At 52.9% G+C, this 24,815-nt stretch carries 12 protein-coding genes; 2 read left to right on the top strand and 10 right to left on the bottom strand.

Annotated elements, in window-relative coordinates:
• The first annotated feature begins 139 nt into the window (after window positions 1–139).
• Both BUB30_RS27190 and BUB30_RS27185 read left to right on the top strand, forming a co-directional pair.
• Window positions 140–6,226: a PKD domain-containing protein gene (locus tag BUB30_RS27190; protein ID WP_073140885.1), complete on the top strand. Its 6,087-nt coding sequence runs from the start codon at window positions 140–142 to the stop codon at window positions 6,224–6,226.
• Between the two features lie 23 nt (window positions 6,227–6,249).
• Window positions 6,250–7,593, top strand: a complete 1,344-nt coding sequence (locus tag BUB30_RS27185; protein ID WP_073140884.1) for a PorP/SprF family type IX secretion system membrane protein — start codon at window positions 6,250–6,252, stop codon at window positions 7,591–7,593.
• Window positions 7,594–7,605: 12 nt separating this feature from the next.
• Here BUB30_RS27185 and BUB30_RS27180 read toward each other — a convergent pair whose 3' ends face one another.
• From BUB30_RS27180 to BUB30_RS27135, 10 genes are all read right to left on the bottom strand, one after another.
• The gene (locus BUB30_RS27180) at window positions 7,606–8,739 is read right to left on the bottom strand and encodes a hypothetical protein (protein ID WP_143165104.1); all 1,134 of its coding nucleotides are present in this window, start codon (window positions 8,737–8,739) and stop codon (window positions 7,606–7,608) included.
• The gene (locus BUB30_RS27175; protein ID WP_073140880.1) at window positions 8,702–9,346 is read right to left on the bottom strand and encodes a class I SAM-dependent methyltransferase; all 645 of its coding nucleotides are present in this window, start codon (window positions 9,344–9,346) and stop codon (window positions 8,702–8,704) included. The genes BUB30_RS27180 and BUB30_RS27175 overlap by 38 nt, the downstream gene beginning before the upstream one ends.
• Entirely contained in the window at window positions 9,343–10,461 is a 1,119-nt protein-coding gene (locus tag BUB30_RS27170; protein WP_073140876.1) for an acyltransferase family protein, read from the bottom strand. Before BUB30_RS27170 ends, BUB30_RS27175 begins: the two co-directional genes overlap by 4 nt.
• Before the next feature lie 110 nt (window positions 10,462–10,571).
• Window positions 10,572–17,255, bottom strand: coding sequence for a fibronectin type III domain-containing protein (locus BUB30_RS27165; RefSeq protein ID WP_073140874.1), 6,684 nt, complete (start codon window positions 17,253–17,255; stop codon window positions 10,572–10,574).
• Between the two features lie 198 nt (window positions 17,256–17,453).
• A complete protein-coding gene (locus BUB30_RS27160; protein ID WP_073140872.1) occupies window positions 17,454–18,161 on the bottom strand; it encodes a TolC family protein in 708 nt (235 codons plus the stop codon).
• Window positions 18,162–18,235: 74 nt separating this feature from the next.
• Window positions 18,236–19,348: a glycosyltransferase family 4 protein gene (locus tag BUB30_RS27155; protein ID WP_073140870.1), complete on the bottom strand. Its 1,113-nt coding sequence runs from the start codon at window positions 19,346–19,348 to the stop codon at window positions 18,236–18,238.
• Between the two features lie 30 nt (window positions 19,349–19,378).
• A complete protein-coding gene (asnB, locus tag BUB30_RS27150) occupies window positions 19,379–21,274 on the bottom strand; it encodes an asparagine synthase (glutamine-hydrolyzing) (protein ID WP_073140868.1) in 1,896 nt (631 codons plus the stop codon).
• A gap of 73 nt (window positions 21,275–21,347) precedes the next feature.
• Window positions 21,348–22,211 carry a beta-1,6-N-acetylglucosaminyltransferase gene (locus BUB30_RS27145; RefSeq protein WP_143165103.1) on the bottom strand — a complete coding sequence of 288 codons (864 nt, stop codon included), beginning with the start codon at window positions 22,209–22,211 and terminating at the stop codon, window positions 21,348–21,350.
• A gap of 34 nt (window positions 22,212–22,245) precedes the next feature.
• On the bottom strand, window positions 22,246–23,442 hold the full coding sequence (locus BUB30_RS27140) for a glycosyltransferase (protein ID WP_073140865.1): 1,197 nt from the start codon (window positions 23,440–23,442) through the stop codon (window positions 22,246–22,248).
• Window position 23,443: 1 nt separating this feature from the next.
• A complete protein-coding gene (locus tag BUB30_RS27135; RefSeq protein ID WP_073140863.1) occupies window positions 23,444–24,772 on the bottom strand; it encodes an oligosaccharide flippase family protein in 1,329 nt (442 codons plus the stop codon).
• Window positions 24,773–24,815: the final 43 nt, after the last annotated feature.

Genomic DNA, 24,815 nt, shown 5'->3' with positions numbered 1-24,815 from the left:
CCCGGGTAAACATAAAAGACATTAGAAACACATTAACTCGAATTTCCTGCCATTCAAAGGTTTACGTTAAATTAACTAATGGAAAGCAGTTATTCTTGTTATGGTTTTTTGTAGATTAAGTATTTAGATCAAACGGATTATGGCTTGTCGACTCTCTACCCTGGCAGTTCTTACTGCACTGTTCACTTCATTATGCACACAGCTCTACGCGCAATGCGGCTGTAACTTCATCATCTCCACTTCCGCAGCCGAATGGCAATTCGACGGCGTCAAAAAAGGTGTGAAGCCCGGTGACAAGATCTGCTTCGCGTCCGGCACGCGAACGGGTATCGGGCTCCTGAACATCCACGGCACAGCAGACAAACCTGTTATCATCACCAACATGTGCGACGGCAAGGTGACCATCGATGCACCGGCCAGCTACGGTAACGCCGTGCAGTGCGATAACCTGACGTTCGTCCACATGACCGGTTCGGCAAACCCCGCCGTAAAGAACGGCATTGAAATCCGCGGTGGTCAGATGGGGATCAACTTTCAATCGCTCTCCAGCGATCTCGAAGTCGATCACCTGCAAGTGAACTTCACGGGATGCTGCGGCATTGTAGCCAAGACCGACCCTACTTGTGACAAATCAACCTGGCGCGGCAACTTTGTGATGAAGAACCTGATCTTTCATGACAACTACATCGGCGACACGGGATGCGAAGGCTTTTACATCGGCAACTCGCACTATGATAGTGGTGTGGACCGTGGCTGCGGACAAACGGTTTACGAACACGACATCGAAGGCTGCCTGGTCTACAACAACGAACTGCGCAACATCGGTAACGACGGCATCCAGATCGGCAGCGTGACCAAGGGCTGCGAGGTGCACCACAACACGGTATATAACGTCGCCACCAAGGCCAACTACGGACACCAGAACGGCTTCCAGGCCGGCGGTGGAACAACGCGCGCGGTAGTGCATGACAACATCATCGACACGGGAACCGGCCACTGTTTTTATGACTCCGGTGGTGGAGGGATTTACTATAACAACCTCGGTATAAACGGTCTTCAAGGTGGCTTCCTGCTGCAGGATACCAACCCAGGCTATGCGCCTACAGGATTTATTGTTTCCAACAATACGCTGGTCAACTGCCAGTTGGTGGGCTTGCTGATGTTTAGTGAGAACCCCGCCCAAAGCCAGTTTGTCAACAACATCATTGTGGCCACCAACCAGGCCAATGGTTATGCTTATATCAAACTGAACAACCCCAATGCCATCAAGCTGACGGAGACGAACAACATCAAGACCAACGACATCAACCTTCCGAAGTTTGTGGATGCCGCCGGCAAGAACTTTCACCTGCAGTCAAGCTCCACGGCCATCGACGCGGGTAAGGATATGTCGGCGTTCGGCATTTCCGACGATTTTGATGGTGCCATCCGACCTTCAAACGGGAAGTATGACATTGGTGCGTATGAATTTCAAAGCGGCAAAGTTTCCGCCAACGCTGGAAAAGATGTGATCATTACGTTACCCACCAACACGGTGACCCTACCCGGCACGGGTGTGAGTCTGACCGGCATCACGGGCTACTTGTGGACCAAAAAATCCGGAGGCGCCGCGACGTTGGTGAACGACAATACCGCCACCCTCACGGTGAACGGCCTTGTCGCAGGGAGTTATGTATTTCAATTACAAGTGACCGATGCCGGTGGAACGGCTTTCGACGATGTTATGGTGACGGTGAACCCGGCAGCCGTGAATCAGAACCCCACGGCAAAGGCTGGCGCAGACCAGGTGGTGACGCTGCCCACGAACACACTCACGTTGAAAGGCCAGGGCACTGACCCAGAGGGTGGCGCGCTGACCTATGCCTGGACGAAACTCAGCGGCCCGGCCGTGACCCTTGCCGGCGCTGGCACCACCGATCTGTTGCTGACGGCCTTGTTGCAAGGCGTGTATCAATTTCAACTCACCGTAACGGACGACAAAGGCGCAACGGCTACCGACATTGTTCAGGTGACCGTCAATCCCGTCGCGACCAATAAACCTCCCGTTACCAATGCGGGGGTGGACAAGACCATTTACCTGCCCCTCAACCAGGTGACGCTTACGGCCACGGCCTCCGACCCGGAGGGTGGTGCGTTGACCATTTTGTGGGAGAAAAAATCGGGCTCCACCGCTACGCTGACCAATGACAAGACGCTATCGCTCACCGCGAGCAATTTACTTTTGGGAACCTATGTTTTCCGGGTGACCGTGACCGACGACAAGGGCGCCACCGCCTTCGACGAGGTAACGGTTTCCGTGTTACAATCGAACCAAGCTCCGAAGGCCAACGCTGGTGTAGACAAAGCCATCACATTGCCCACCAGCACCGTTGTGATCGTGGGCTCAGGCTCCGACAGTGACGGAAGCATTGCTTCCTATGCCTGGGTGAAAGTGAGCGGCGGCGCAGCCACCTTAACGAATGCTGGTACCAGCACGCTTACCGTGAGCGGCATGGTGGCCGGCACCTATGTATTTGGTCTTACCGTGACTGACAATAACGGCGCTACCGGCTACGACGAAGTTTCTGTCGTGGTGAATCCGGTGCCGGTGAATACCCCGCCCGTTGTGAGCGCGGGGCCTGACAAGAATCTAACGCTCCCCAACAATACCGTTGTCCTTACCGGTACCGCTACCGATGCGGACGGTATCGCCAGTGTGGTGTGGACCAAGAAGAGCGGGCCCACGGCTACGCTGGTCAACCAAACTACCTTGAGTCTGACCCTTCAAAACCTGGTGGCCGGCGTGTATGTATTTACCCTGGAAGCCACCGACAAAAAAGGCGCAAAAAATTCTGCCGACGTGGTGGTGGCTGTACAGCCCAACACCGTGAATCAATCGCCGGTGGCCAACGCCGGTGCCAATAAGTTTATAACGCTCCCGACCAATTCAACCACACTAACCGGTACCTCGTCGGACCCCGACGGTTCCATTGCCAGTGTGCTGTGGACAAAGGCCAGCGGTCCCGCGGCGACGTTGGCAGGCGACAATACGGCTACGGTTACGCTCACCAACCTGGTGGAAGGCATCTACGTGTTTCGCTTTACGGTAACAGACAATCAAGGCGCATCGGCAAGTGACCTGGCCACCGTGACCGTGACGACAGGCAACATCGCGCCCGTGGTCTATGCCGGGGGTGATAAAACCGTATCGGTCTCCGCCGGTTCTTATGACATCACCGCCACGGCCAACGACCCCGATGGCACCGTGGACACGTATACCTGGATAAAAGTTTCCGGGCCTGCGGCTACGTTGAGTGGACAAGGATCGCCAACCCTCTCGGTGAACGGCCTGAATGTGGGCGACTATGTTTTCCAGATCTCCGTGCTCGACAACAACCTGGCTTCGGCAAGCGACCAGATGACCCTGACCGTGTTGCCAGCGTCTACCAACCAGCTTCCGACCGTGGTCGCCGAATCGGATCAGATCATTTATCTTCCTACCAACAGTATCGTACTCAACGTGACGGCGAACGACCCCGATGGCACCATCGCTTCGTATGCCTGGACACAGACCGGTGGCCCCGCGGCATTGTTGAACAATGAGACCACCGATGCCCTGACCGTTTTGAACATGGTAGCGGGCACGTATAAGTTTAAAGTAGTGGCACTGGACAACGATGGCGGCAGCGGCACAGACGAAGTGCAGGTGACCGTGCAGCCTGCCACCGCCAATCAGCCCCCCATTGCCAATGCTGGTGGCAACAAGATCATTCAACTTCCCACCAACACCATTACCCTTGACGGCTCCGGAACGGATAGTGACGGCTCCATCGCCTCCTACGCCTGGACAAAAGTTTCAGGCCCAACGGCCAACCTGGTTACGCCCACACTGGCTTCTTTGCAGGTGAATAACCTGGTGGAAGGTACATATGTATTTCGCCTCATGGTGACGGATGATAAAGGTGCTACGGGATCCTCATCCGCCACCATCACCGTCTTGCCGGCGACCGTGAACCGCGCTCCATTCGCCGACGCGGGACCGAACCAATCGCTTTATCTTCCCGCCACCTCAACGACCTTGTCCGGATCGGGCTTTGATGAAGATGGCACCATACAATCCTATGCCTGGACGCAGTTGAATGGGCCGAACACCGCCGCTATCGGCACACCCGCCGCAGCCAACACAACTCTGGCAGGCCTGGTGACGGGCACCTATACTTTCCGGCTGACGGTGACTGACAACAACAGCGCTACGGGATCTGACGACATCCTGGTGGTCGTGAGCGACGGCTCGGCCAACAAGCCACCGCTCGCGATCGTGCAAGACAATCAGACCATCACGTTGCCGACGAACAGCATCAACCTCGTAGGCTCGGGCTTTGACCCGGATGGTATTATCGTCTCCTATAAATGGATAAAAATAAGCGGTGGCACGGTCACGCTGACCAATGCCAGTACCCCTACCGTTACCGTCAGCGATCTGCAGGAAGGGCAATATTCGTTTCAACTGACAGTGACCGACAACGGCGGCGCTACCAACTCGGACGTTACGGTAGTGCTGGTGAGACCAGCCAACGTAAACCAACCGCCTATCGCCTTTGCCGGTGGCGACAAGCGTCTTTACCTCCCCGTGAACGCGACCTCGCTTTTAGGAAGCGGCTCGGATGTGGACGGCACCGTGATCTCCTATGCCTGGACCCAGGCGGGTGGCCCCACGGCAACCCTGGCCGGGCAGGATACACAAACATTAAAAGTCAGCAATCTCTCACAGGGCACTTTCTCCTTCCGCATCACGGTGACGGACGACATGTTGGCTTCGTCGTTTGACCAGATGACGCTGCTTGTGGTGCCTCCCACAAACAACCTCGCGCCCGATGTAAAACTCGGCAAGGACACCACGATCTATCTTCCTCAGAACACCGTGCTGCTGAACGCCGACGTCAGCGACGATGGTGCCATTCAAAGCTATTTGTGGACAAAAGCCAGCGGGCCCACAGTGACGCTGGCAAACCCTACCGAAAAAGACCTGAACTGTTTGAACCTGGTGGAAGGCGTCTATACGCTTCAACTCACCGCGATGGACAATGCGGGCGCATCATCATTCGACCAGATCGTGGTGACCGTACTTCCCAGTACCGTCAACAAACCGCCTGTGGTGGACGCCGGGCCGGATAAGCAGATCTTCCTTCCCACCACGCAGGTAACGCTCACGGGTACGGCCACGGATCCTGACGGCACGATCGCCACGGTGAAGTGGAAACAAATAAGTGGTGCGGCAGCTGCACTCTCCGGCGACCAAACGCTGTCGCTGTCGGTATCTAATCTCGCGATCGGCACCTATGTATTCAGCCTTGAAGCGACAGACAATGCGGGCACCACCGCCTCCGACAACGTACAGGTGGTCGTTGGCCCCGTGCCTCCCAACCAGCCACCCGTGGTGAGCGCTGGCGCAGGACAAGTGGTTAATTTGCCCACTACCCAAGCTACCCTGAACGGAACCGCCACTGATACCGATGGCACGGTTCAAAGCGTGAAGTGGACGCAAGTGCAGGGCCCCAACACCGCCACGATCTCGGGTGCGACCACCCTTACCCTCGATGTCAGCGGACTGGTCCTGGGCATGTATGTATTCCGGCTGACGGCAACCGACGACGAAAATGCTTCGGCCTATAGCGATGCCATTGTTTATGTTACCGAAGATTCTCAAAACGTGAAGAAGAAACCCGTGGCCTATGCGGGCGATGACCTGGTCATCGTGTTGCCCGACAATGAAGCCATCATTGCCGGCCAGGGCCTGGATCCTGACGGGTTTATTGAACGCTATTTCTGGGAGCAGATCGGCGGCACGGAGGTACCGTTCTCGGTGGATGCCAACGTGATCCACATCACCGACATGCCGTTGGGCGACTATGTGTTCCGGTTGACAGTAGTGGACAGCGACACGTTAAGCGCCAGCGACGAGGTTAATATCAGTGTGATCGACAAGTCTGATGAGATCCCCAAATTCTTCTCCCCGAACAACGACAATGTCGGCGAGTATTGGACCTTCCGCAACGTGGAGTCGTACCGCGAATGTAAGCTGGTGGTCTTTGCCCGCTCCGGGCAGCAGGTGTTCGATGCATTTCCCTATGAGAATAACTGGAATGGTACCTATAAAGGCAAACCGCTCGGTGAAGGCGACTATTACTATACGCTTTCCTGTACGGATGGACGAAAACTTACCGGTGCCGTTCGCATCCTGAAATAAAAAGAAAAAAGACCTGTGACCCTATGCAGAAATTTACCCTCGTTTCGGTATTGCTATTCCTAACCTTGTCGGCGACTGCGCAGCAATATCCTTTCTATACGCAATGGATCTTCAATCCATACACCATAAATCCGTCGATGGTTGCGGCGGGCCGGCGCACGGAGGCCAACGTTTCGTATCGTCAGCAGTGGACCGGGATCAAGGATGGCCCGCGCACGATGCAGTTCGACATTCAGCATCCCATAGACCCGCGCATGGCGATTGGTTTGACGGTGTATAATGATCGTACTGTGCTGTTGTCGGCCACGTCGGCCATGCTCACCTTCGGCTATAAAGTACCCATTGCCACAAACCATTCGATCGGCTTTGGTATTTCTGCGGGCATCTACTCGAATCGCATTCGCCAGGAAGAAATCTCCAATGTCGACTCAAACGACCCGGCCATTCTCAATAGCACCAACAACAACTTTGCTTTCAACGGACAGTTCGGCGTGAACTATTCCTTCAAGAACCTGACCCTGGGCTTCTCCATGTTGCAGCTGGTGGATCACCAGACCCTTTCCGAGGACAATTTCCAGAAGGTGACGTTCAGCCAGCTCAAGAACAAGATCGCTTTTGCCACCTATCGCTTTAACCTGGTGCCCGACACGTGGGCTTTGCAGCCGTCGTTTACCTATCGTTTCAATGAAAACAATCTGAACCTGTACGAAGCCGGCGCTTTTGTGTCGTATAAAAACATCCTCGATGTAGGCGGTGGCTATCGCCAGTATTTCGGAGGCAACGCCATGCTGCGGGTGCACATCAAGGACATCGAGATCGGCTTTGCCTATGACTTCCCTACCCCCAACATGCAAGTGTCTACGGGTGGCTCGAACGAAGTGCAGTTGAAATGGCGCTTTGGCAAGTTTGTTGACCCCGTCTCGCGCAAGACCAAGAAGGAAAGCTCCACCATCAAACAAGATGCTGTGACGCAAGCGCCTGTAGTACCGCCTCCCGTAGAAGAGAAGAAGGAAGACGACACCGCCGACACCAAGAAAACAGACGCGGCCGCCATCCCCGAGACCGCCGCGGCAGAACCCACTACGCCAGAACGCAAACCCGCATGGCAAGACCACATGGAAGTGGACGACAAACTGCCTGGCAATTACTACTACCTCATTGTGGGAACGTTCAAGAAGCAATCCAATGCAAACAAGCTGGTGCGCAACCTGGCCGAAGACGGCATGGAGGCCGAAGTGAAAAAAGTGGATGACTACTACTACGTGCACATCAGCAAATACAAAACCAAGGTCATCACGTTAGACCGTGTGATGGAGATACGGCACCAGACACCGTATGCCGACGCGTGGTACAAGCGACTTGAATAAGACCCTTTTTAATCAGGCCAGGCGTTGCCTGGCCTGTATTTGATTTTCGATGTGCTGCAACACGGCCGGGAAAAAGATGAGCAGTGTGGGCACCAGGTACAACCGGCTTTGATAGGCCACCACCGAAATGACGTGGACGCCAAACCATACGGGCACGATCAGGATAAAAAATATCTTCAGGTACGGATTCATCTCCTTGAACAGGAAGAGGCACCAGATGGGCAGGAATCCGAACACGCCATACATTTCCATATACGTTTTCACACTCACCCCGCTGAACAAATTCATCTTCAGCATGGGTAACCCGGCGGGTACGCGCCAATCCGTTTGTGGCCGGTAGCCAAAGTGCGCCCGAATGGCCACAAAAATAGCAATGAAACAGATCATGGAAAGTGCGGCGACCATCAGCGGCTTGAGATCGGTGAAGAATAGTTTTTTGAAATTGGGCCATGCCGTCCAGTCTACCTTCGAACAAAAATAGAGGGCGGGAATGAGCATCGACGTTTCGCGGTTCAGCGCTCCCACGATAGTGATGAGCAAGATCCACCAGTCGTTGTAGCCTTTCACGATGACAAGTCCTGCCAACAGGTACAACGTGTTGTCCATATAGGTGTTGAACGAGAGATCGCTGTCCACCACTGCGTTGCCCATCATGATCGGGATGAACATGATGCTGAGCACCACCACCGCGCGGGTTTTCACGAAGTGCGAAAAATAAACAAAGGCGAGGCCAAAAATGAGGGCGTTTTGCAAAAAGCGGAAGCCGATAAATACGATGCTGTATTTGATGAACTCCGGCTGCTGAGCGAGGGCCAGCAGCTTTTGCGTGACTTCGTTTTTATCGCTGGTGTTGCCCGGCAAATTCAGCTGCGGCTCGCGAAAGTGGATGAGTTTGAATACGGTGTGGTCCAATACCTGGTAGGTCCCCTCCACGATCTCGTAGCACAGGATGCGGTATTGCCAGGGGTTGTAGAACATCGAGTTGCCGGCTTTCCAATCGAGGAAGCGCTGGTATTGTTCGACGGCCTCGCCACGATAAAAATTCTGATAAATGGGATACGTCGCCATCCAGGCGACGATAAGGACCAGTAAGACGGTGTAGGCGGCCTTATTTCGTGAGGATGACGGTGTAGTGGGGATAAACATAGATTTGCTTTTTACTCGTGCTAAGGACCTTAAAACCGGCTTGTTGGGCCGTGTCGATGAGGCGTTTCATGGACCATTCGTGGCCGATCTCGCGGGCGAAGATGAGGTCGTGCATCTTGTTGAACAGCACGAAGGGGCTGCCGCCGTTGATGTCTTTCACAATGAACCGCGCGCCGGGGCGCATGTGGTCGTATACTTTTTTGATAAACGATTCCTGGAAGGCTACGGGAATGTGATGGAGCACGTCGATCAAAAAGATCAGGTCGTATTCCTTCATGCTATCCGGCAGCGTGCTGCCATCGTAGGGCTGGAAGTCGGTGGTCACCTTGCCGCTGTAGGGTTGCAGCAGGTCGCGGGCGTTGGTGATGAGGCGCTTGTCGATCTCGATGCCACCGATTTTTTTGATGCTGGTGAATTCGGCCAGCAACAGGGCGAACTGGCCCGAGCCACAGCCGATGTCGAACGCGCTTTGAGCGTCTTTCACTTCATTCAGCAATTCGTCGAATGGGCAGATCAGGGGGCGGTAGCTGACTTTAATTTGATCCAGGAATCCCGAATGCACGGTCTTCAATTTCAAAAAAGAAACCAGCTCGTTGGTCTGAATCATGTCGCGATTTGGTTACGATGGAAAAACTTATTTTTAAAAGAGAGCAATGGCTTTTCGATCAATATAAAACTAAGATACGCCACGCCGATGCAAATAACACTGTAGCAGACAAAACCGAGTAAAGGGAAAGCGAAATATGGTTTAAGAAATCTGCCAAACGCCATCCAGATCACCCAGTGGTACACATACAGACCATAGGAGATCCTGCCCAGGAACACCATGAACGGATTTCCAAACACGGTCTTCACCACGATGTTGTGGCTGTATTTCACGCAGATCAAGATAAAGCCCATGCAAACGAGGCTGAGCAGCGAATACGACCACACGTGCTGGTAGTTGTTCAACACTCCCAACGGGAACCCGAACGAAGTAAGCCCCACATTTTCGCCCTCGGCCAGCAACATCTTATAATTGAAGATCCCAAATCCGACAAACAGCGCCATACCCGCCATCAGCAGCTTATAGGGGTTGAACGTCGACGCCTGCAGCTTGAACACCGGTATGGCCGCCCCAAAGGCGAACGCATCCCATTGGCTGAAGGTGAAGCGGTAGACGATCTGCTCTGTAAAGTCTTTCGAAATGCCATCGTCCAGCAAGTAATTGGCCAGCCAAAACCGGATCACGGGCGCCACCAGGATCATGACCACCAACAGCACGCGCAATTGCCGTGTCGAGAGGAAATACACGACGATGGGCCAGAAAAGGTAGAATTGCTCCTCGATGGAAAGCGACCAGAAGTGGGTAAAAAAGATGTCAAAGCTGAATTCATACACCAGCGGAAACAGGTTGTAGGTGTACGTGAACAGGAAAGGAGCCGTCTGTTTGAAGTCCTCGGGCGTATGGAATTTGGCGTATACCAACGCCACGATCAGCAGGTATAAATAATAAATCGGGAATATGCGCAACGTCCGGCGCCAGTAAAACCCCTTGAGGTAGTGGCCCAGGGGTTGATTTTCGCGGTCCTGCATCAGGATGGTGGTGATGAGGAAACCGGAAAGAACAAAGAACAACTGTACGCCTACCCAACCGGCTTCGATCAGATAATCATAATGAAAGAACATCACCAACACAATGGCAAATCCACGGATTCCGTCAAGATTTTTAACGTAATTCAATAGTCTCTGATAAAGTGTACAAAAAAGGGTTAATACCCACAAAGGTATTAAAATGAGAGCAAAAAAAAGACCTACCTCGTTGTTGAGGTAGGTCTTTCAAAAAGACATGCTTAGTATTTGACGAACTTCTTCAATTGCACTTTTCCGTCAGGATATACCAGCTTGATAAAGTATACCGAATTCTGGAAGCCGCTGCCCTGGAGGTCGACCGTGAAGTTGGACGACACTTCGTCGTTGGCGTACGTGCCTTCCTTCATCACTTTACCCATGGCATCCACGATCGAGTAGCGAACATCACCGATCGAAGAATCGAGGGTTTGAACGTTCAGCTCGCGTTGTGTCGGGTTAGGATAGAGCAACACCGAAGGGTTGGATTCTCCGTAGCGCACTTCGCGCATCGTACCGCTGGTGTTGGTTCTGCCACCGGCTACACCCGACTTGCGGTCGTCTGTAGGATAGGCTTCGATCACGATAGCGTTGAGGATCGACCAGGGTGATCCGAGGGCTTCCTGCACCTGGATCTTCACTTCGCTGTTCTGATCAGGTTGAACGCTGCGGATGTACGATACATTCGAGATGTTCTGATCCTGGCGGTTCGACACCGTTCTGTCGCCGATAGAGAAGTTGGTGGTCACGTTCAGCTGCACGTCGATGGCGCCCATGAAGCCGAAGTTATAGTTGAATCCTTGATCCAAGCCTTCCACGGTCAGCTTGCCGATACCGTTGTAGGCGTTGGTGTAGTAGAAGCTCTTCAACACCTTGTCGGGGAAGATACCGGAGTCATTGCCAGTCGACATACCCCAGTCGTTCATACCTTCCATGGCTTCCTCGAAGCGGAGGCGCAGACCCGTTTGTTTGCCCAACTCATCTCTGAGGTTGAAGAACACGTCGTTGTCTACTGCCAGGCGGCTCAAGTTGTTCCAAGGTGCCGGTGCATCGTAAGCGGCTACACCGTTCACGTTGATGTACACTGCGAAAGCTACCGTTCCGGCGCTGGCCGTGTTACTGTAGGCGGTGAATCCACTCGGGATCGCTGCTCTAACTTTGTAGTAGTATTTCTTGCCGTTGGTGGCACCGGTGTTGTCGGTATAGGTCGCTACGTCAGGGCCGGTGGTACCGATCAGTGAGTACACGCCGTCTGTGGTCGTGGTCGAACGATATACCTGGAAGCCGGTTTCCGTAGGCGAGTTGTCGGACCAGTTCAGGATGATGTTGGTCTTCGAATTTCCGGAAGCCGTCAGGTTCGTCGGTGCAAAGCCCGAAGGATCGATGGCCACGGCTTCGATGATCAAACCGTTGATATAACCCACCGTAGCGTCGCCGCCCTTGGTGATGTCGATGGTCACTTCGCCGCTGGCGTTGGTCACCACGTCGGTGATCACGGCCAGGTTAGAGGTGTTGCCTTGTACGTTTACAGAGGACGAACGTGCGCCGATCGTGAACACGGTGCTACCGTTGTTGATGATCGAACCGTTGTTGTTGAAATTACTGCTGGCAACGAACTTGAACGTATACTTGTTCAGCTTATCCAGACCAGACACTTTCAGTTTAGCGGCATCCGGTGCATTGAAGGCACCGAACCAGTAGTATTCTTGCAGTACGGCATCGGGCACTACACCGGAGTTTGTTCCGGTCACGGCACCTTCGCCATATACACCACCAAACGAAGAGAGCAAAGTCACGCTCACGTTGCGGTTCACGCCACCTTCATCTTTCAGGTTGGCGAACACATCGTTGATCACAGGAGCCTTGTTGGCATTGTTCCAAGGCGCTGCAGCCACCGAGTTCTGGTTGAAGTTCAGGTCTATTCTGTACACCAGGGTCTCGCTCACCGTTACCGTAACATCCTTCGTGGATGTGGCACTCTTGTTATCCGTAGCGGAAACCGTGAAGGTGAACACACCCAGGTTAGCCGAGGTAGGATTGAAGGTGATGGTACCGGTGGTCGGCGTGGTCTGCTGATACGTTGCGAACGAAGGCAGGTTGGTCACGGCCATGGTGAAATTATTCGCAGGAAGATCGGTTGCGGAAACCGTGATCGAAGACTGCACGCCGCGGGTCAGCGAAAGGTTGCCGTTGATGGTGATCTTCGGTGCAAGGTTCGGCACACTGATCGAATCGAGGTTCGAATAAGGAGACGTTCCGATATCGTTGAACGCTCTCACCTGATAGTAGTACTTCGTGTCTTCCGTCAGGCTGGCGTCGGTAAACGACGTGCTGTTGGCAGCCACAGGCGATGCGTTGATCTTGGTATAGGTACCGCCCTTGGTCGTCGAGCGGAATACGTCGAAACCAGTTTCGTTGAACGGTGCATCGATCCAGGTCAGCTTCGCTTCGTTGTTCGGTGTCAGGGCAATATCCAATGCGCGGGGAGCGGCAGGAGTCGTTCCGGCTTGGTATTGAGATTCTACAATAAGGGCATTCAGGTAACCTACTACCGACGCGCCATCTTTGCTCATGGTGAAGGTCACGGAACCGTCAGCGGCAGGGGTCACACCATTGATGATCGCCAGGTTGCTGGTGTTGTTCTGCGCATTCACAGCAGAGGTCAGCGCTCCAATCGTGTAGCGGGTTGTTCCGTTATCCGGCACACCGGTCCACTTGCTGGAGGCGAGGAATTTGAACGCATAGGTCATGGCAGGATTCAAACCTGTCACCTTCACATCTACTGTGTTCGGCGCTCCGAAGATACCGAAGTAATAGTAGTCGCTCAGTACGTTGTCGGGAACCACACCGGAGTTGTTACCGGTCTGGGTACCTTCGAACCAGGTGTTCCATGCTGTAGTTTGGAAAGCCAATCCCACAGTGGTGGTCGCACCGGTATTGTTTTTCAGACCTGTAGTGGTCAGTCCGGTAATGTTGTTCCAAGGTGCATTCGCATTGGTAGAGTACACCAGGTTCATCGAGATCGACGAATTGGGGTTCACATCCAATACGGTCACTTTAAAAGTTCTGGATGACTCCCCTCCTACGTTGTCCTTCACCTTCACGGTCAGGTTATATTCACCGGAGTGGATATAGCCAGGGTTCAGGGTTACGGTTCCGGTTCCGAGCGCATCGTTTGTCAATGTTGCGAACGAAGGGAAGTTCACTGCGGTCCAGGTCAGGTTTGCCGTGCCGGCGTCAGACGTTGCTGTGATGGTCACAGCACTGTTAGAACCTTCGTTCACCGTTACATCGGTCACAGGAACGATGGCGGGTACGTCTTTGTCGGTTACAGTTATTTTGAATGTAGTGGTATCCTTGCCGTTGTGCTGGTCAGCAACAATGATGCGGACGTTCGGATACTGGCCAAGGTTGCCGATGAGCGGCGCAAGGGCCAGCGTACCGGTGCCATCGCCTTGGTCGGCGAAGGTAGCCCAGCTTCCGGGAAGGCCTTGTGCGGTCAACGTCAACGGCTCGTGATCATCGTCTTGCGCGATGACACTCAAGCTCAGGGTCTTGCCGTATTTCACAGTAATGTCGGCTACGTCGGTGATCACCGGTTTGGTGTTCAGGGTGGCAGCGCTAACAATCGGTGTGGAGTTGCTTCCGCCTACGCCAACTGCCGATACTTTATAATAGTATGTTTCATTCGGGAACAGTCCGGCATCCAGGAACGAGTTGGTGTTCGGTGCCAGGGTCTTGAACAACACGAAGTTGGTGTTCACGTGCACGGAACGATACAGTTCGAAACCGGTTTCCGTTGTGCTGGCATCCGTCCAGGATACCTGGATAGAAGACTTCGAGAGCGGTGTAGCCGCTAAGCTGGTCGGCGCTGCAGGGGCAGCGGGCAACGCAGGCGTTGTGGCGTTTATTTCATCTTGCGCCAATACGCCAGCCGGGATCACGGCCTTTGCAATGTTGGGACCTTGCCAGCTTACGTTCAGTGAGGCACCACCGGAGAGCTGTCTGTAGGCGACCACGATGTCGTGTGCACCAGCCGTCAGGTTATTGATAGTAGCTGACTTTTCAACACTGACTTGAGTGTCATTCGATACACGAAGCACGCCGTCGATATAGAGCAAGCTACCGTCGTCGGAAGTGGTGTAGAAAGTATAGTTACCGGTAGTCGGTACGTTGATCTTGCCCACCCACTTGAAGGCGTAGTTAGTCGTGCGGTTGCGCACCGTCAGGTCGAAGGTCGAAGAGGTGCCGGTTTTCACCGGTGTCAATGAGTTGATCGTATTGAGATTAGACAAGGTCGCCTCGTAATATGAATAGGACAGGCTCCTTGCAATTTCATTTGACAAATTAGACTCACCGTAACGGCCGATGGCTTTGATACGGTAGAAATATTTTGTTGCAGGCGCAACGGTCTTGTCGCTAAACGAGGTGGTGTTCGCCGGGATCGTGCCAACGGTTGCATAAGGACCTGCTGTGTTGGTGGCTCTGTACAATTGGAACCCTGTCTCGTTCGAGCTGTTGTCTGTCCAGGTCAGGTTGATCTGGTTGTAGGCAACGGCTTGAGCGGCCAACTGGGTAGGCGCTGCAGGAGGTGCATCAGGCATCACAAAGTTAGAGGCAAAGGCGCTATTCGGGATCAACTGACGGGTAGTGATACCGGTAGGCGTGTTGCTCCAATACACCTGCATGGTCATTCCACTGGTGGCCTGGAAGTAGGTGATCACGATCGGATATTGACCGGGAGCCGCAAAGGTCTTGGTGCCCGAACGATAGCGCACACCATGCGAGCCATCGTTGTTCACAACCTGGTAGGCAGAACCGTAGCCACCGATGTACAGTTTGCTGCCATCATCGGAGTAGGTTTCAAAAGTATAGGTACCCGCAGCAGTGATGTTGATCATCCCTTCCCAGTACATCGCATAGTTCGTAGTCAAACCGGATGCGCTGAGGTCGACGTTGGGGGTGTTACCGATCTTGATCGGTGTGATGGCGTTGAAATCCACCGGGAGGTTAGTCCAGGTGCCAGCGTATACCTTGTAGTTAAGACCGTTGTTGACGGCGGGGGCAGTCACCTGGTTGCTTTCGGTAGAGCTGTTTCCGGTCACGTCTCTGGCCTTCACGGTGAAGTTGTACACTTCGCCTGCGGTGAGGTTGAATACGGTGCCTTGCACATCGTTTACAGCCAATACCTTCACGCCATTTTTGTAGATGTCGTAGCGGTATACGCCCACATCATCCGTTGCCGCAGTCCACGACAAAGAAACTGAAACGGGGCTGGTTCCGGTAATGGTCAGGTTTGAAGGAGCCGTCGGAGGTGTGGCATCCACTTTCGTGGCAACACCAATGGTCGGCGATACAGGACCTGCAGACGAAGCGTTGATAGGTCTGACGAGATAATAATATGTAGTGTTCGGCGTCAGGCCCGTGTCAATAAAAGAGTTGGCGTTGGCAACGGTCGTGCTGATGAGACTAAAAGGGCCGGTGATCGTAGGACCTCTGTAGACCTCAAAGCCGGTCTCGTTATTGAGAGGCGTAGGGTTATCGCTCCACGCCAGGGTAATTTGCGTTTGTGTATTGGCATAGCCCAGGAAACCGCTGATGCCATCCGGCTTGTTCGGACCGTTGGCGTTCACTACCGTGAATGCGGGCGATTCCACACTGGAGCAACCGTTCTGTTCCGTAACGACAGCTTTATAGGTTCCTACAGTAGCAGTGGAAAATACCTGGGTGTTGGCCACCACGGCATTGGTTGTCGCATTCTTCCAAACATAAGCGGTATAACCATCGGGCTCTTGCAGCGACGTGGTAGTGGATCCATCAGGGGCGGGCAACACGATGGTCTTACCCGGTGTGGCCGTAATGGCTGGCGTATAGGTAGGAGGCTTCGTGCCTACAACCACCGGGGTAGCCCAATCGGACCAAACACCGCGGTTCTTGATGCGGCCTGTGTACGAACCAAATGCTGTAGCCGTAATTTTAAATGCTGTTGCTCCGGAGATGGTCACGCCATCCTTCTGCCATTCATAGGCATCGAAACCGGGCGTGAAGCCCATGGTTACAGAAGTGGGTACGCCGGGGCACAGTAGATTCCTATTAAAGAGTACTAAGATCTCATTTTTCTTGTGGGATAAAAACCAGGGGAAGAAGTCAGCGCGGTTATACATGGCATCCCATGTACCGTGACCTACGCCGAGTAAATAGAAGTATTCCAGGTGACCGCCGTTGGTGTTGAACCAGTCAACGATAGTTTGCGTCCATCCCGGGTTAGGGTTGTTGTCTCTTTCACCTTGCGACTGGCGCAGGTTCATGTAAAGCATTTTCTCTTGCTTGGCATCGTCGTTGGAAGCCGACATCGGGAAGGCTCCCGCGATCAGGGTCGGGTTCGCAATGGCAAACTTCCAGGTGTCACCACCACCACCGGACAAACCGTGGATGTAGATCCGGTTGATGTCGATGGGCAGTGTAGCAATCAGCTTTTCAAGCTGTGCTTTGATCTGGTCCAGCGTCGAGGATTGCTCATAAAACAAAAAGCCAGGGAACTTGCCGGAGAGCACAGCATCCCTGTGAATTTGACCGCCGTGTTTCAGCTGGTTGTTGTTATCGGTACCCGCTTCGCCGGCACCGTGTAGAAACATAATGAGCGGGTATTTCTTGCCCGGCTCAGAGAATGTCCATGTTTTCGTAGCGGCGGTGTAGGAAACCCCGTTCGGGGGCATCAACCTAAACCAACGGCCTTGATAAATGAACGGCAGGAAAGGTGAGGTGTCCCAATTGGTACCCACTTGCTGATAACCCCAATTTTCAAGGGCATTGTTATCGCGTGGGCCTGTAGGAAAAGGGACTGACTGGGAAAAAGCTGAAAATGCAACCAACAGCAAGGTCACAACTAAAGCCAGGGACTTTTTCATAAAAGGTAATAGATTAAAGATTAACTATAGACAGCCGACAAAAGCACAGCACGAAATTAAAAATATTACCATAACGGACAAAAATATTACATAGTATTTTTTTTGTCTTTTTTAACTAACCGCCAAATTCGGCTATTTAAAGGGGTTTCAAAGTATTTTTTTACTTTAGTGGTTACTTTTTTAAGTCAAAAAACCTCATTAAAGTACTTCTTCAAGCTTTACACCGATGACCTGTTCGAGGTCAAACTTCGATTTATCCCAGTCGCTTTTTGCGGTCGCCTCCTGGATCTGAACGTCGCGAAATACCCGCTGGGCGCTCACATACTCCTCCAACGTGGCGGCGCCATCGCTGAATTTTTGCTCTATCGTGTTGACTCTCAGCTTGAAATCGTCCAATTCTTCCTTCCGGATGCGCCAAACGACCTCATTTTTGCGGTATTCACTGTATAATTTCAGCACCCGGGCCCGGATGTCAAGCTTTAACATGTTGGACTGCTCCTGTTTAATGCCCATGCGCTCGCGGGCGGCCTTTTTCTGGTTGGGAAACTCAAAAAACGCAGAAAGCGGCACGTTGAGATAGACGTTGTAACGCGGATAGAAATTGTTGGTCGTCTGCGTAGACCCGGTGATCTGTTTTACGGTAAACTCGTTCAAGTTGCCCTGTGCCCCCAACAAACTGGTCCAACGGGTGGCGGCTATTTTCACTTCGTATTGGGAGGCATTTACGTCGTGCTGGACGGCCTTGACCTCCGGGTTATTCTTCCATGCCAATTGCACCAGACGTTCTTCAATGCTCAGGTTGGTAATGCCATCGGGCAGAATGATCTTCTTATAATCGATTTGCTGCGCACGGGCGGGGAGACAAAAAACGAGCACTCCAAACGTAAGGATCAGTAGATTTTTCATGGTCAGGGGTCTATTGATAGATGGTAAAGTTATATCGAATTTCAGAATTATAAAGGGCAACACAAAAACCCGTATCAAACCAAAGTGTTGTAAATATCTTCCACCTGGTGCACCATGTGCTCCACACTGTGGTTAGCTGTCACATAGCGCAGGGCGTTGCTCGCCATTTTTTCGCGCAGAACGTTGTCGCGCACCACGCGGTCCAACGCCTGGCGTAGTTCCTCACCGTTGCCCGGAGTGGTCAGCAGGCCGTTTTCGCCGGGCTCGATGATCTCTTTCGAGCCATCCACCGCGGTGGCGACGATCGCTTTTTGCATGGCCATCGCCTCGATCACCCCCAGCGGAAGCCCCTCCCACAACGAGGGCAGGCAATACACGTCCATGATGCCCAGCAGCGCCGGAATGTCTTTTCTAAATCCCGGCAACACCACATTGGACGCTATGCCCAGGGCCTGGATCCGCTCTTTTACCTGGGGCATCAATTCGCCGTCGCCAACCATCAGCAGTTTCAGGTTGGGGTGGTCCTTTAATAAGGAGGCAAACACCTCCACCATCAGCACGGGCGATTTCTGGTACGTGAACCGGGCTATAAAGCCGATCACGATATCGTCGGCGCGGAGGTTGAACTGATCGCGTAGCCCTTTCGTGTTGGTCTGGGTGGCGAATTTATTCAGGTCCACGCCATTCATGATCACCACCGACTTGAAGCCGGAGATCTTGTTTTTACCGGTTTGCTGGTTGGATTGGGATACCGAAATATTGACGCTGGCCCTACGCGTCAGGAAGCCCTCGCTCCACGCCCGGATACGCTGCACCAGGGGTCGCTGATTGTCATGGAACGACCAGCCGTGGATCGTATAGAGTAAAGGGATCTTCAAAGCCCGCGACGAGCGGAACACATTCGACATGGCCCGCGTGCCATGCGCATGCACCAGGTCGGGTTGGATCTCGCGCAGGAGCGCTGTCACCTTTGGCCATACCCGGAAATCGAACGGCGTGGTGGTGGGGATCACATATGTTTTCACCCCCATGGCCTGCAGGGTCTGGATCATCTCTCCTTCTGTGAACGATAACACGACGGGCTCGAAACGCGCCTTGTCCAGGTGCTTCACCACGTCGATGACATGGCTCTCCCCGCCACCTATGGAACCTTGCCGGATGGCTTCAACGATCTTTATGCGCTTCAAAAAACTATTGGGGGTTTACGGGTTGCTGACTTACTTCATCCACTTCTCCATCCACATTTCAAATATCAGCAAATTCCATAATTTTTGATGATTAACTTTTTTACCCGACAGGTATTGGTTGCGCATCGCCAGGATGGGCTCGGCGTTCAACAGGCCTTCGCGGCGGATGCGGCCTTCGTCGAGGTAGTTGAGGAAAAAGTCTTTCAACTCGTTCATGAACCACACCGTGAGCGGGGCAATGAACGGCTTCTTGGGCCGGTCCATCAACTCGCGGGGAATGTGCTTATAAACGATTTGTTTCAGAATATACTTCGTCACCCCGTCGCGCAGCTTCAGGTGCGATGGGAGCCGCGCCACGTATTCGATAACCTTCTGATCGAGGAAGGGCTCTCTTCCCTCCAACCCCACCGACATGGTGGCGCGGTCGATCTTCACGAGGTTGTTGTCGTTCAAAAACGTTTTGTAGTCGATGCCCAGCATCTTGCTCAAGGCATCGTTATGACCGGCGAATTCTTCTTTCAGGTCGAAGAAGGTCTTATAATCTTTGAATTCCTTCGCCACCAGCCGTTTCACTTCCTGTTGCGGAATGTACTGGCTGATGATGTTCATGGCGTCGGAAGGATCGTTGCTTTGCAAAATATGCTTCATCTTCTCATAACGCGTCGAGAAGTTGTATTGCTGATTGAGCACCGGGATATGATCGGGATTGATGATGCCCATGGTCTTGGCAATGGAGCGTTTCACCCACTGCGGATACCCGTTGGCATATTTTATTGACTGGCTGAACTTGTTATAGCCCGCAAAGATCTCATCGCCACCATCGCCCGAAAGCGCTACCGTCACTTGCTTGCGCGCCAATTGAGACACCAGCACGGAGGGAACGGAGGAGTTGTCGGCAAAGGGTTCGTCATAAATATCCGGGAGGTTGGGGATGATATCGAAGGCATCCTTGGGCGAGCAATAGTATTCGGTGTGATCCGTGCCGAGGTGCTTGGCGATCTTTCGAGCATCGGGGGCTTCATCAAACCCGGGAACGTCGAAGCCGATGGTAAAGGTCTTTAAGCGATCGGTCCTGTCCTTTTGAATGAGTGCCGCTACGGCCGAACTGTCGAAGCCACCGCTGAGGAAAATGCCCACGGGCACATCGGCCACCATGCGGTAGTTGAACGACTCGCTCAGGATCTTTTCCGTTTCGCGGATCGCTTCTTCGTCGCCCACATCCAGTTTCGGTTGGTTATAAGCGTCGACCACATCCCAATATTTATGGAGCTTGATGTCGCGGTTGGTCAGCGATATTTCCAGGTAATGGCCGGGCAGTAATTTCTGGGTATGCTTGAAGATACAATGCGGGCCAGGGATGTAGCTATACTGCAAAAACAGCCCCAGACTGGCCATATCGACCTCCTTATGAAAGGCCGGGTGGACGTGGAAGGGTTTCAGCGTAGAGCTGAAAAGGAACGTATTGTCCTTGTGATAATAATAGAGTGGCTTTACTCCTACGCGGTCGCGCACCACATACAGCTTCTGTTTTTCCTCGTCATACAGGGTGAAGGCAAACATGCCGCGGAAATATTGCAGACACGAAGGTCCCCATTGCTGAAAGGCATACAGGATCATCTCCGTGTCGGAATGGCTCTTAAAGGTGCATCCCTCCTTCTCCAGGCGCTCACGGATCTCCATGAAGTTATACACTTCGCCGTTGAAGGTGATCACCATTTTGCCAACGCGCATCGGCTGGTGGCCCAGCGGCGACAGGTCGAGAATGGAGAGGCGGGTATGGCCAAAGCCGAGGGCAAACCCGGATTGCTCTTCGAAGAACGTTCCGGAATCGTCGGGTCCACGATGGTGGAGCGACTGCGTCATTTTCTGCAACACGTCTGCGTTGCTACGCTTGTTGAAATCACAAAAGCCAACTATTCCACACACAGCAATTTCAGATTAGAGGGTTAAGAAAATTAGACATTCTAAAAAGCATACAAAAACAAAAGTCGTGAAAAACTTAAGCAATCGTTTGTTTCTTACTGTTGTCCCATGCACGATTGCTTTGGTCCAGCAGGTCGAGGATCGTTTCGTCCACCGTGTCGTCAAACTTGCGCGCCAGGAAGGCCGGGCTCTCCAGTAACACAGGGAGGTCTTCCGTTTTAAAGATCTTCGGGGTCACGTTGCCTTCCGACCAGTCGATGTGCCGGAGATTATTGAACGTAACTTTCTCACGAAGGTACGAGTTCATAGCGAGAGTATTGAAAATAAATTCATCCGGCGACCAAACGGTTTTCATGTGCCGGATAAACTGGGGGTTATTTTCAATAAACGCCACCGCGTGATCCACAAACCGGTCCGTGGCCGTAAACCAGGCCGACCGCCCAAAGGGCTCCAGGCCGGGAAAGAACCCGCGCTTGGGGATAAACCGGTTGATCAGGTTCTCTAATCTATACCGGCCTTTTATTTCCCACTCAATCAAATGATAGCGCTCATAGCGATGATAGGCCTGTGGCCACGAAGGCATGTCGTAGATCTCGAAGAACTCGGTGCCATACGAAGCTTTCAAAAATTCATAAAACGCCTGTGTCGATTTCACGGGGTAGTCCTGCCCGCTCATGACGTTAAAATATTGAAAGGGCTCTCTGGCCTTCGCCAAGGCAAATGCATCGAGCACCACCTGCACAAACCCATAGCCCGCATACACGAGCCTGCGCCGGATGGGCATGAGCGTTACGTGCGGGAGTTCATTGAATTCGCCTGCATAGGGACAACGCACGTCCAGGTGTACAAAATGATGGAAGTGGCGCGCATCGTATTGCTTCATCAGGCGCAATACCTGCTTGGGATTTTTATGGGCGACAACAATATTGGCAATCCGCACGCGATCGTGTTTAGGGGGTACTTGTCTTGTTTTTCTACTTCGCCGGTTTCACCTTTTCGATAGCCTCCAGAATGAGCTCGGCATTTTTCTTCCACGTATGCTCCAGGGCGAAATCGCGGCGGGCGGCCGCCTTGGCGGCGTTGTTCTCGGCGATCGCTTTCGGGATCAAAGTTACATAATCGTCAACGCTTTCACCAAGGTAGACGTGCTCGCGGAACGGATTCATGGCGTGCGTCTTGGTGGCCACCACGGGCTTGCCCGCGGCCAGGTATTCGTCGACCTTGCGGGGATAGTTACCGATGGTGATCTCGTTCATGGCTTGGGGATTGATGGTCACGTCGACGCCATACAGAAACGCCGGCAGTTCAGAAAAATCCTTCTTGCCGAGGAAATACACGTTCTTCAATTGGTGCAAGGCGCTTTGCTTGAAGGTCTCGTCCTCGATGCCGATGAACACAAAACTGTAGTCCGGCATTTTAGTAGCGATGCCTTCAATGAGGCTGATGTCGAGACGCTCGGCGTTGATGGCCCCCATGTAGCCCACGATGGGCCCGGGAATGTCCTTCAACATCGCGTCGATGTCGGTTTGGGGTGGTCGGGTCAGAAAATGCGTGACGTCACATCCCTGCCCCACATAGTAGCTATGCTTGTTAAACTCCGCCGCATAGTCCGACAGGTATTCGGAGTTGGCCACCACCACATCGGCCGACTGGATGAGCGAAGGCTCTACCCGGCCCACATGAAGCTTCCAATACTTCATGGCCGAAAGCTTATCGCGCAGATAATACACATATAACGATGGCTTCACCAGTTCTTTTATGGTGAGACCGTTGTAGACCTCATTGTCGTTGATGATGATGAATTCATCGAAGCCAATCTGCTTCACCGCTCGGAGAATGGACTTGGAAAATCGTTTGTTGTTCACCCCGTTCACCAGGTTGAACAAGGAGGCAGACTTCACCTGGTTCACCGATTCCAATATTTCCTGGGGAATATAATGCCACAGGTTCTCTCCCACCTGCTTCAGGAGGTTGCCTGATTTTATGCGTTCCTCCACTTCCTTCACAAAGGGCTTGTCGCGTTTCAGCCAGCGGTCTTTGCGCTTCAGGGGTGTGTCTATATATAAGACGCGGTGGTTGTGTTTAGCGAGCTCATAGCTGAGGTCCTTGATGTTAGCTCCATAATTGATGTTCCAGGGCGACAGGCTGAAGATGACAAAATTGTAGGGCATGTTATTTTTTTCTTGAGATAAAACCCCGGATATGGCCCGGGGCCGTTTTATAGAATTCCACCAGCTCCTTGCCCGTGCGCAAGAGGCTTATGCCCATTTCGCGCCGGAGCAACACTTGGCTGACTACAAATATAAAGACGTTTGTGATGAGCATCGCCCACACGGCCCCCATAATCCCGAGGCGGGGAATGAGCAGGAGGTTGACCACCAGGTTCACCACGTTAGCAGAAATGTTAATATAAAAGCTTACGTGGGGTTTTCCGATCACCTCGAAGGCCGAACCCACTTGCACGTTGAAAGGGATCAGGATGGACGCTGTGGCCATAATGCGCAGGATCGGCGCGGCTTCCAGATACGATTTACCGGCCGTGATGAGCAACACGATGTGGGGAAGCACCAGGATGCCCACGATCACCGGGAGGATAATGCCCACAATGGTGGCCACCGACTTCTCATAGAGCCGGCCGGCGGCCTCCTTCCCTTCCAGGTTGGCGCGCTCGGCGATCTTCGGGTAAACGATGTTGGAAATCGACAGCGTGGGGATCTCCACAAAATTCATGACCCGGACGGCGGCGTTATACAAAGCCACTGAACTGTGACTGATGGAACCCAACAAAATTTGGTCGGCGTTCTTGCCGATGGTCGATGCCACACCGGTTCCCAAAATGTATTTCCCAAACTTAAACAGGCTCCGCACCATAGCGCGATCGGTTGCAAGCCTCCTCGGAGCAAATTGTTTCGACAAGATCCACGCGGTGACAAGCCCGGCGATGGCGCCCACACTTTGCATGGCGGCAAAAAAATTGAGCGACAGATCGGGCACCCACAGAAAGCAGATCACCACCACGCTAAAGAAAAATCCCTGGCGCACCACGGCGCTCCAGAAGACGCCGCGAAAACTTTGGTTCGCTTGTTCCAGGTAGTTGAGCTGCGTGAGCGGGACCAGGATGAGCGATGTGGAGCAGTACCACAAGATGAGCCCCATGATTTCCTTGGTGTGCCAGAAAATGGTCAGGACGGGGATGAGCCCCAGCATGAGCGCTATAAAGACGAGCGTGGAAATAAAATTAAGGGTAATGCTTGCGGTAGTGAGCGAAAACCTGTCGATATTGGGCTGACTGTAAAATTTTACGAACGCGTTCTGAATGAAGGCAGACCGGCTCATCTCCACAATGGAGGTGATCACCACAAACAGGGTCCAGACGCCAAACGTATCCTTGGAGAAATACCGGACCATGAAAAAATAACTCCCGAAGCCAAAAACAAAAATGGCCAGCCGCTGAAGGGTAACGTAGGTGCTGGCGCGAACCCAATAATTTTTTTCGGTCATGAAATATTATAATTAACCTTATCTTTGAATCTTCGTAAGTTGA

This window comes from Chryseolinea serpens, assembly GCF_900129725.1.
Taxonomy (GTDB): domain Bacteria; phylum Bacteroidota; class Bacteroidia; order Cytophagales; family Cyclobacteriaceae; genus Chryseolinea; species Chryseolinea serpens.
Note: the sequence above shows the minus strand (reverse complement) of the source record. Positions and strands in the feature narration are given on the sequence as shown.

What these genes read in the sequence shown, in the direction of transcription:
- BUB30_RS27135 (WP_073140863.1), bottom strand. Translation starts at nt 24,772, where the DNA reads ATGACCGAAAAAAATTATTGGGTTCGCGCCAGCACCTACGTTACCCTT.
- BUB30_RS27160 (WP_073140872.1), bottom strand. Translation starts at nt 18,161, where the DNA reads ATGAAAAATCTACTGATCCTTACGTTTGGAGTGCTCGTTTTTTGTCTC.
- BUB30_RS27165 (WP_073140874.1), bottom strand. Translation starts at nt 17,255, where the DNA reads ATGAAAAAGTCCCTGGCTTTAGTTGTGACCTTGCTGTTGGTTGCATTT.
- BUB30_RS27190 (WP_073140885.1), top strand. Translation starts at nt 140, where the DNA reads ATGGCTTGTCGACTCTCTACCCTGGCAGTTCTTACTGCACTGTTCACT.
- BUB30_RS27175 (WP_073140880.1), bottom strand. Translation starts at nt 9,346, where the DNA reads ATGATTCAGACCAACGAGCTGGTTTCTTTTTTGAAATTGAAGACCGTG.
- BUB30_RS27180 (WP_143165104.1), bottom strand. Translation starts at nt 8,739, where the DNA reads ATGTTTATCCCCACTACACCGTCATCCTCACGAAATAAGGCCGCCTAC.
- BUB30_RS27185 (WP_073140884.1), top strand. Translation starts at nt 6,250, where the DNA reads ATGCAGAAATTTACCCTCGTTTCGGTATTGCTATTCCTAACCTTGTCG.
- BUB30_RS27140 (WP_073140865.1), bottom strand. Translation starts at nt 23,442, where the DNA reads ATGCCCTACAATTTTGTCATCTTCAGCCTGTCGCCCTGGAACATCAAT.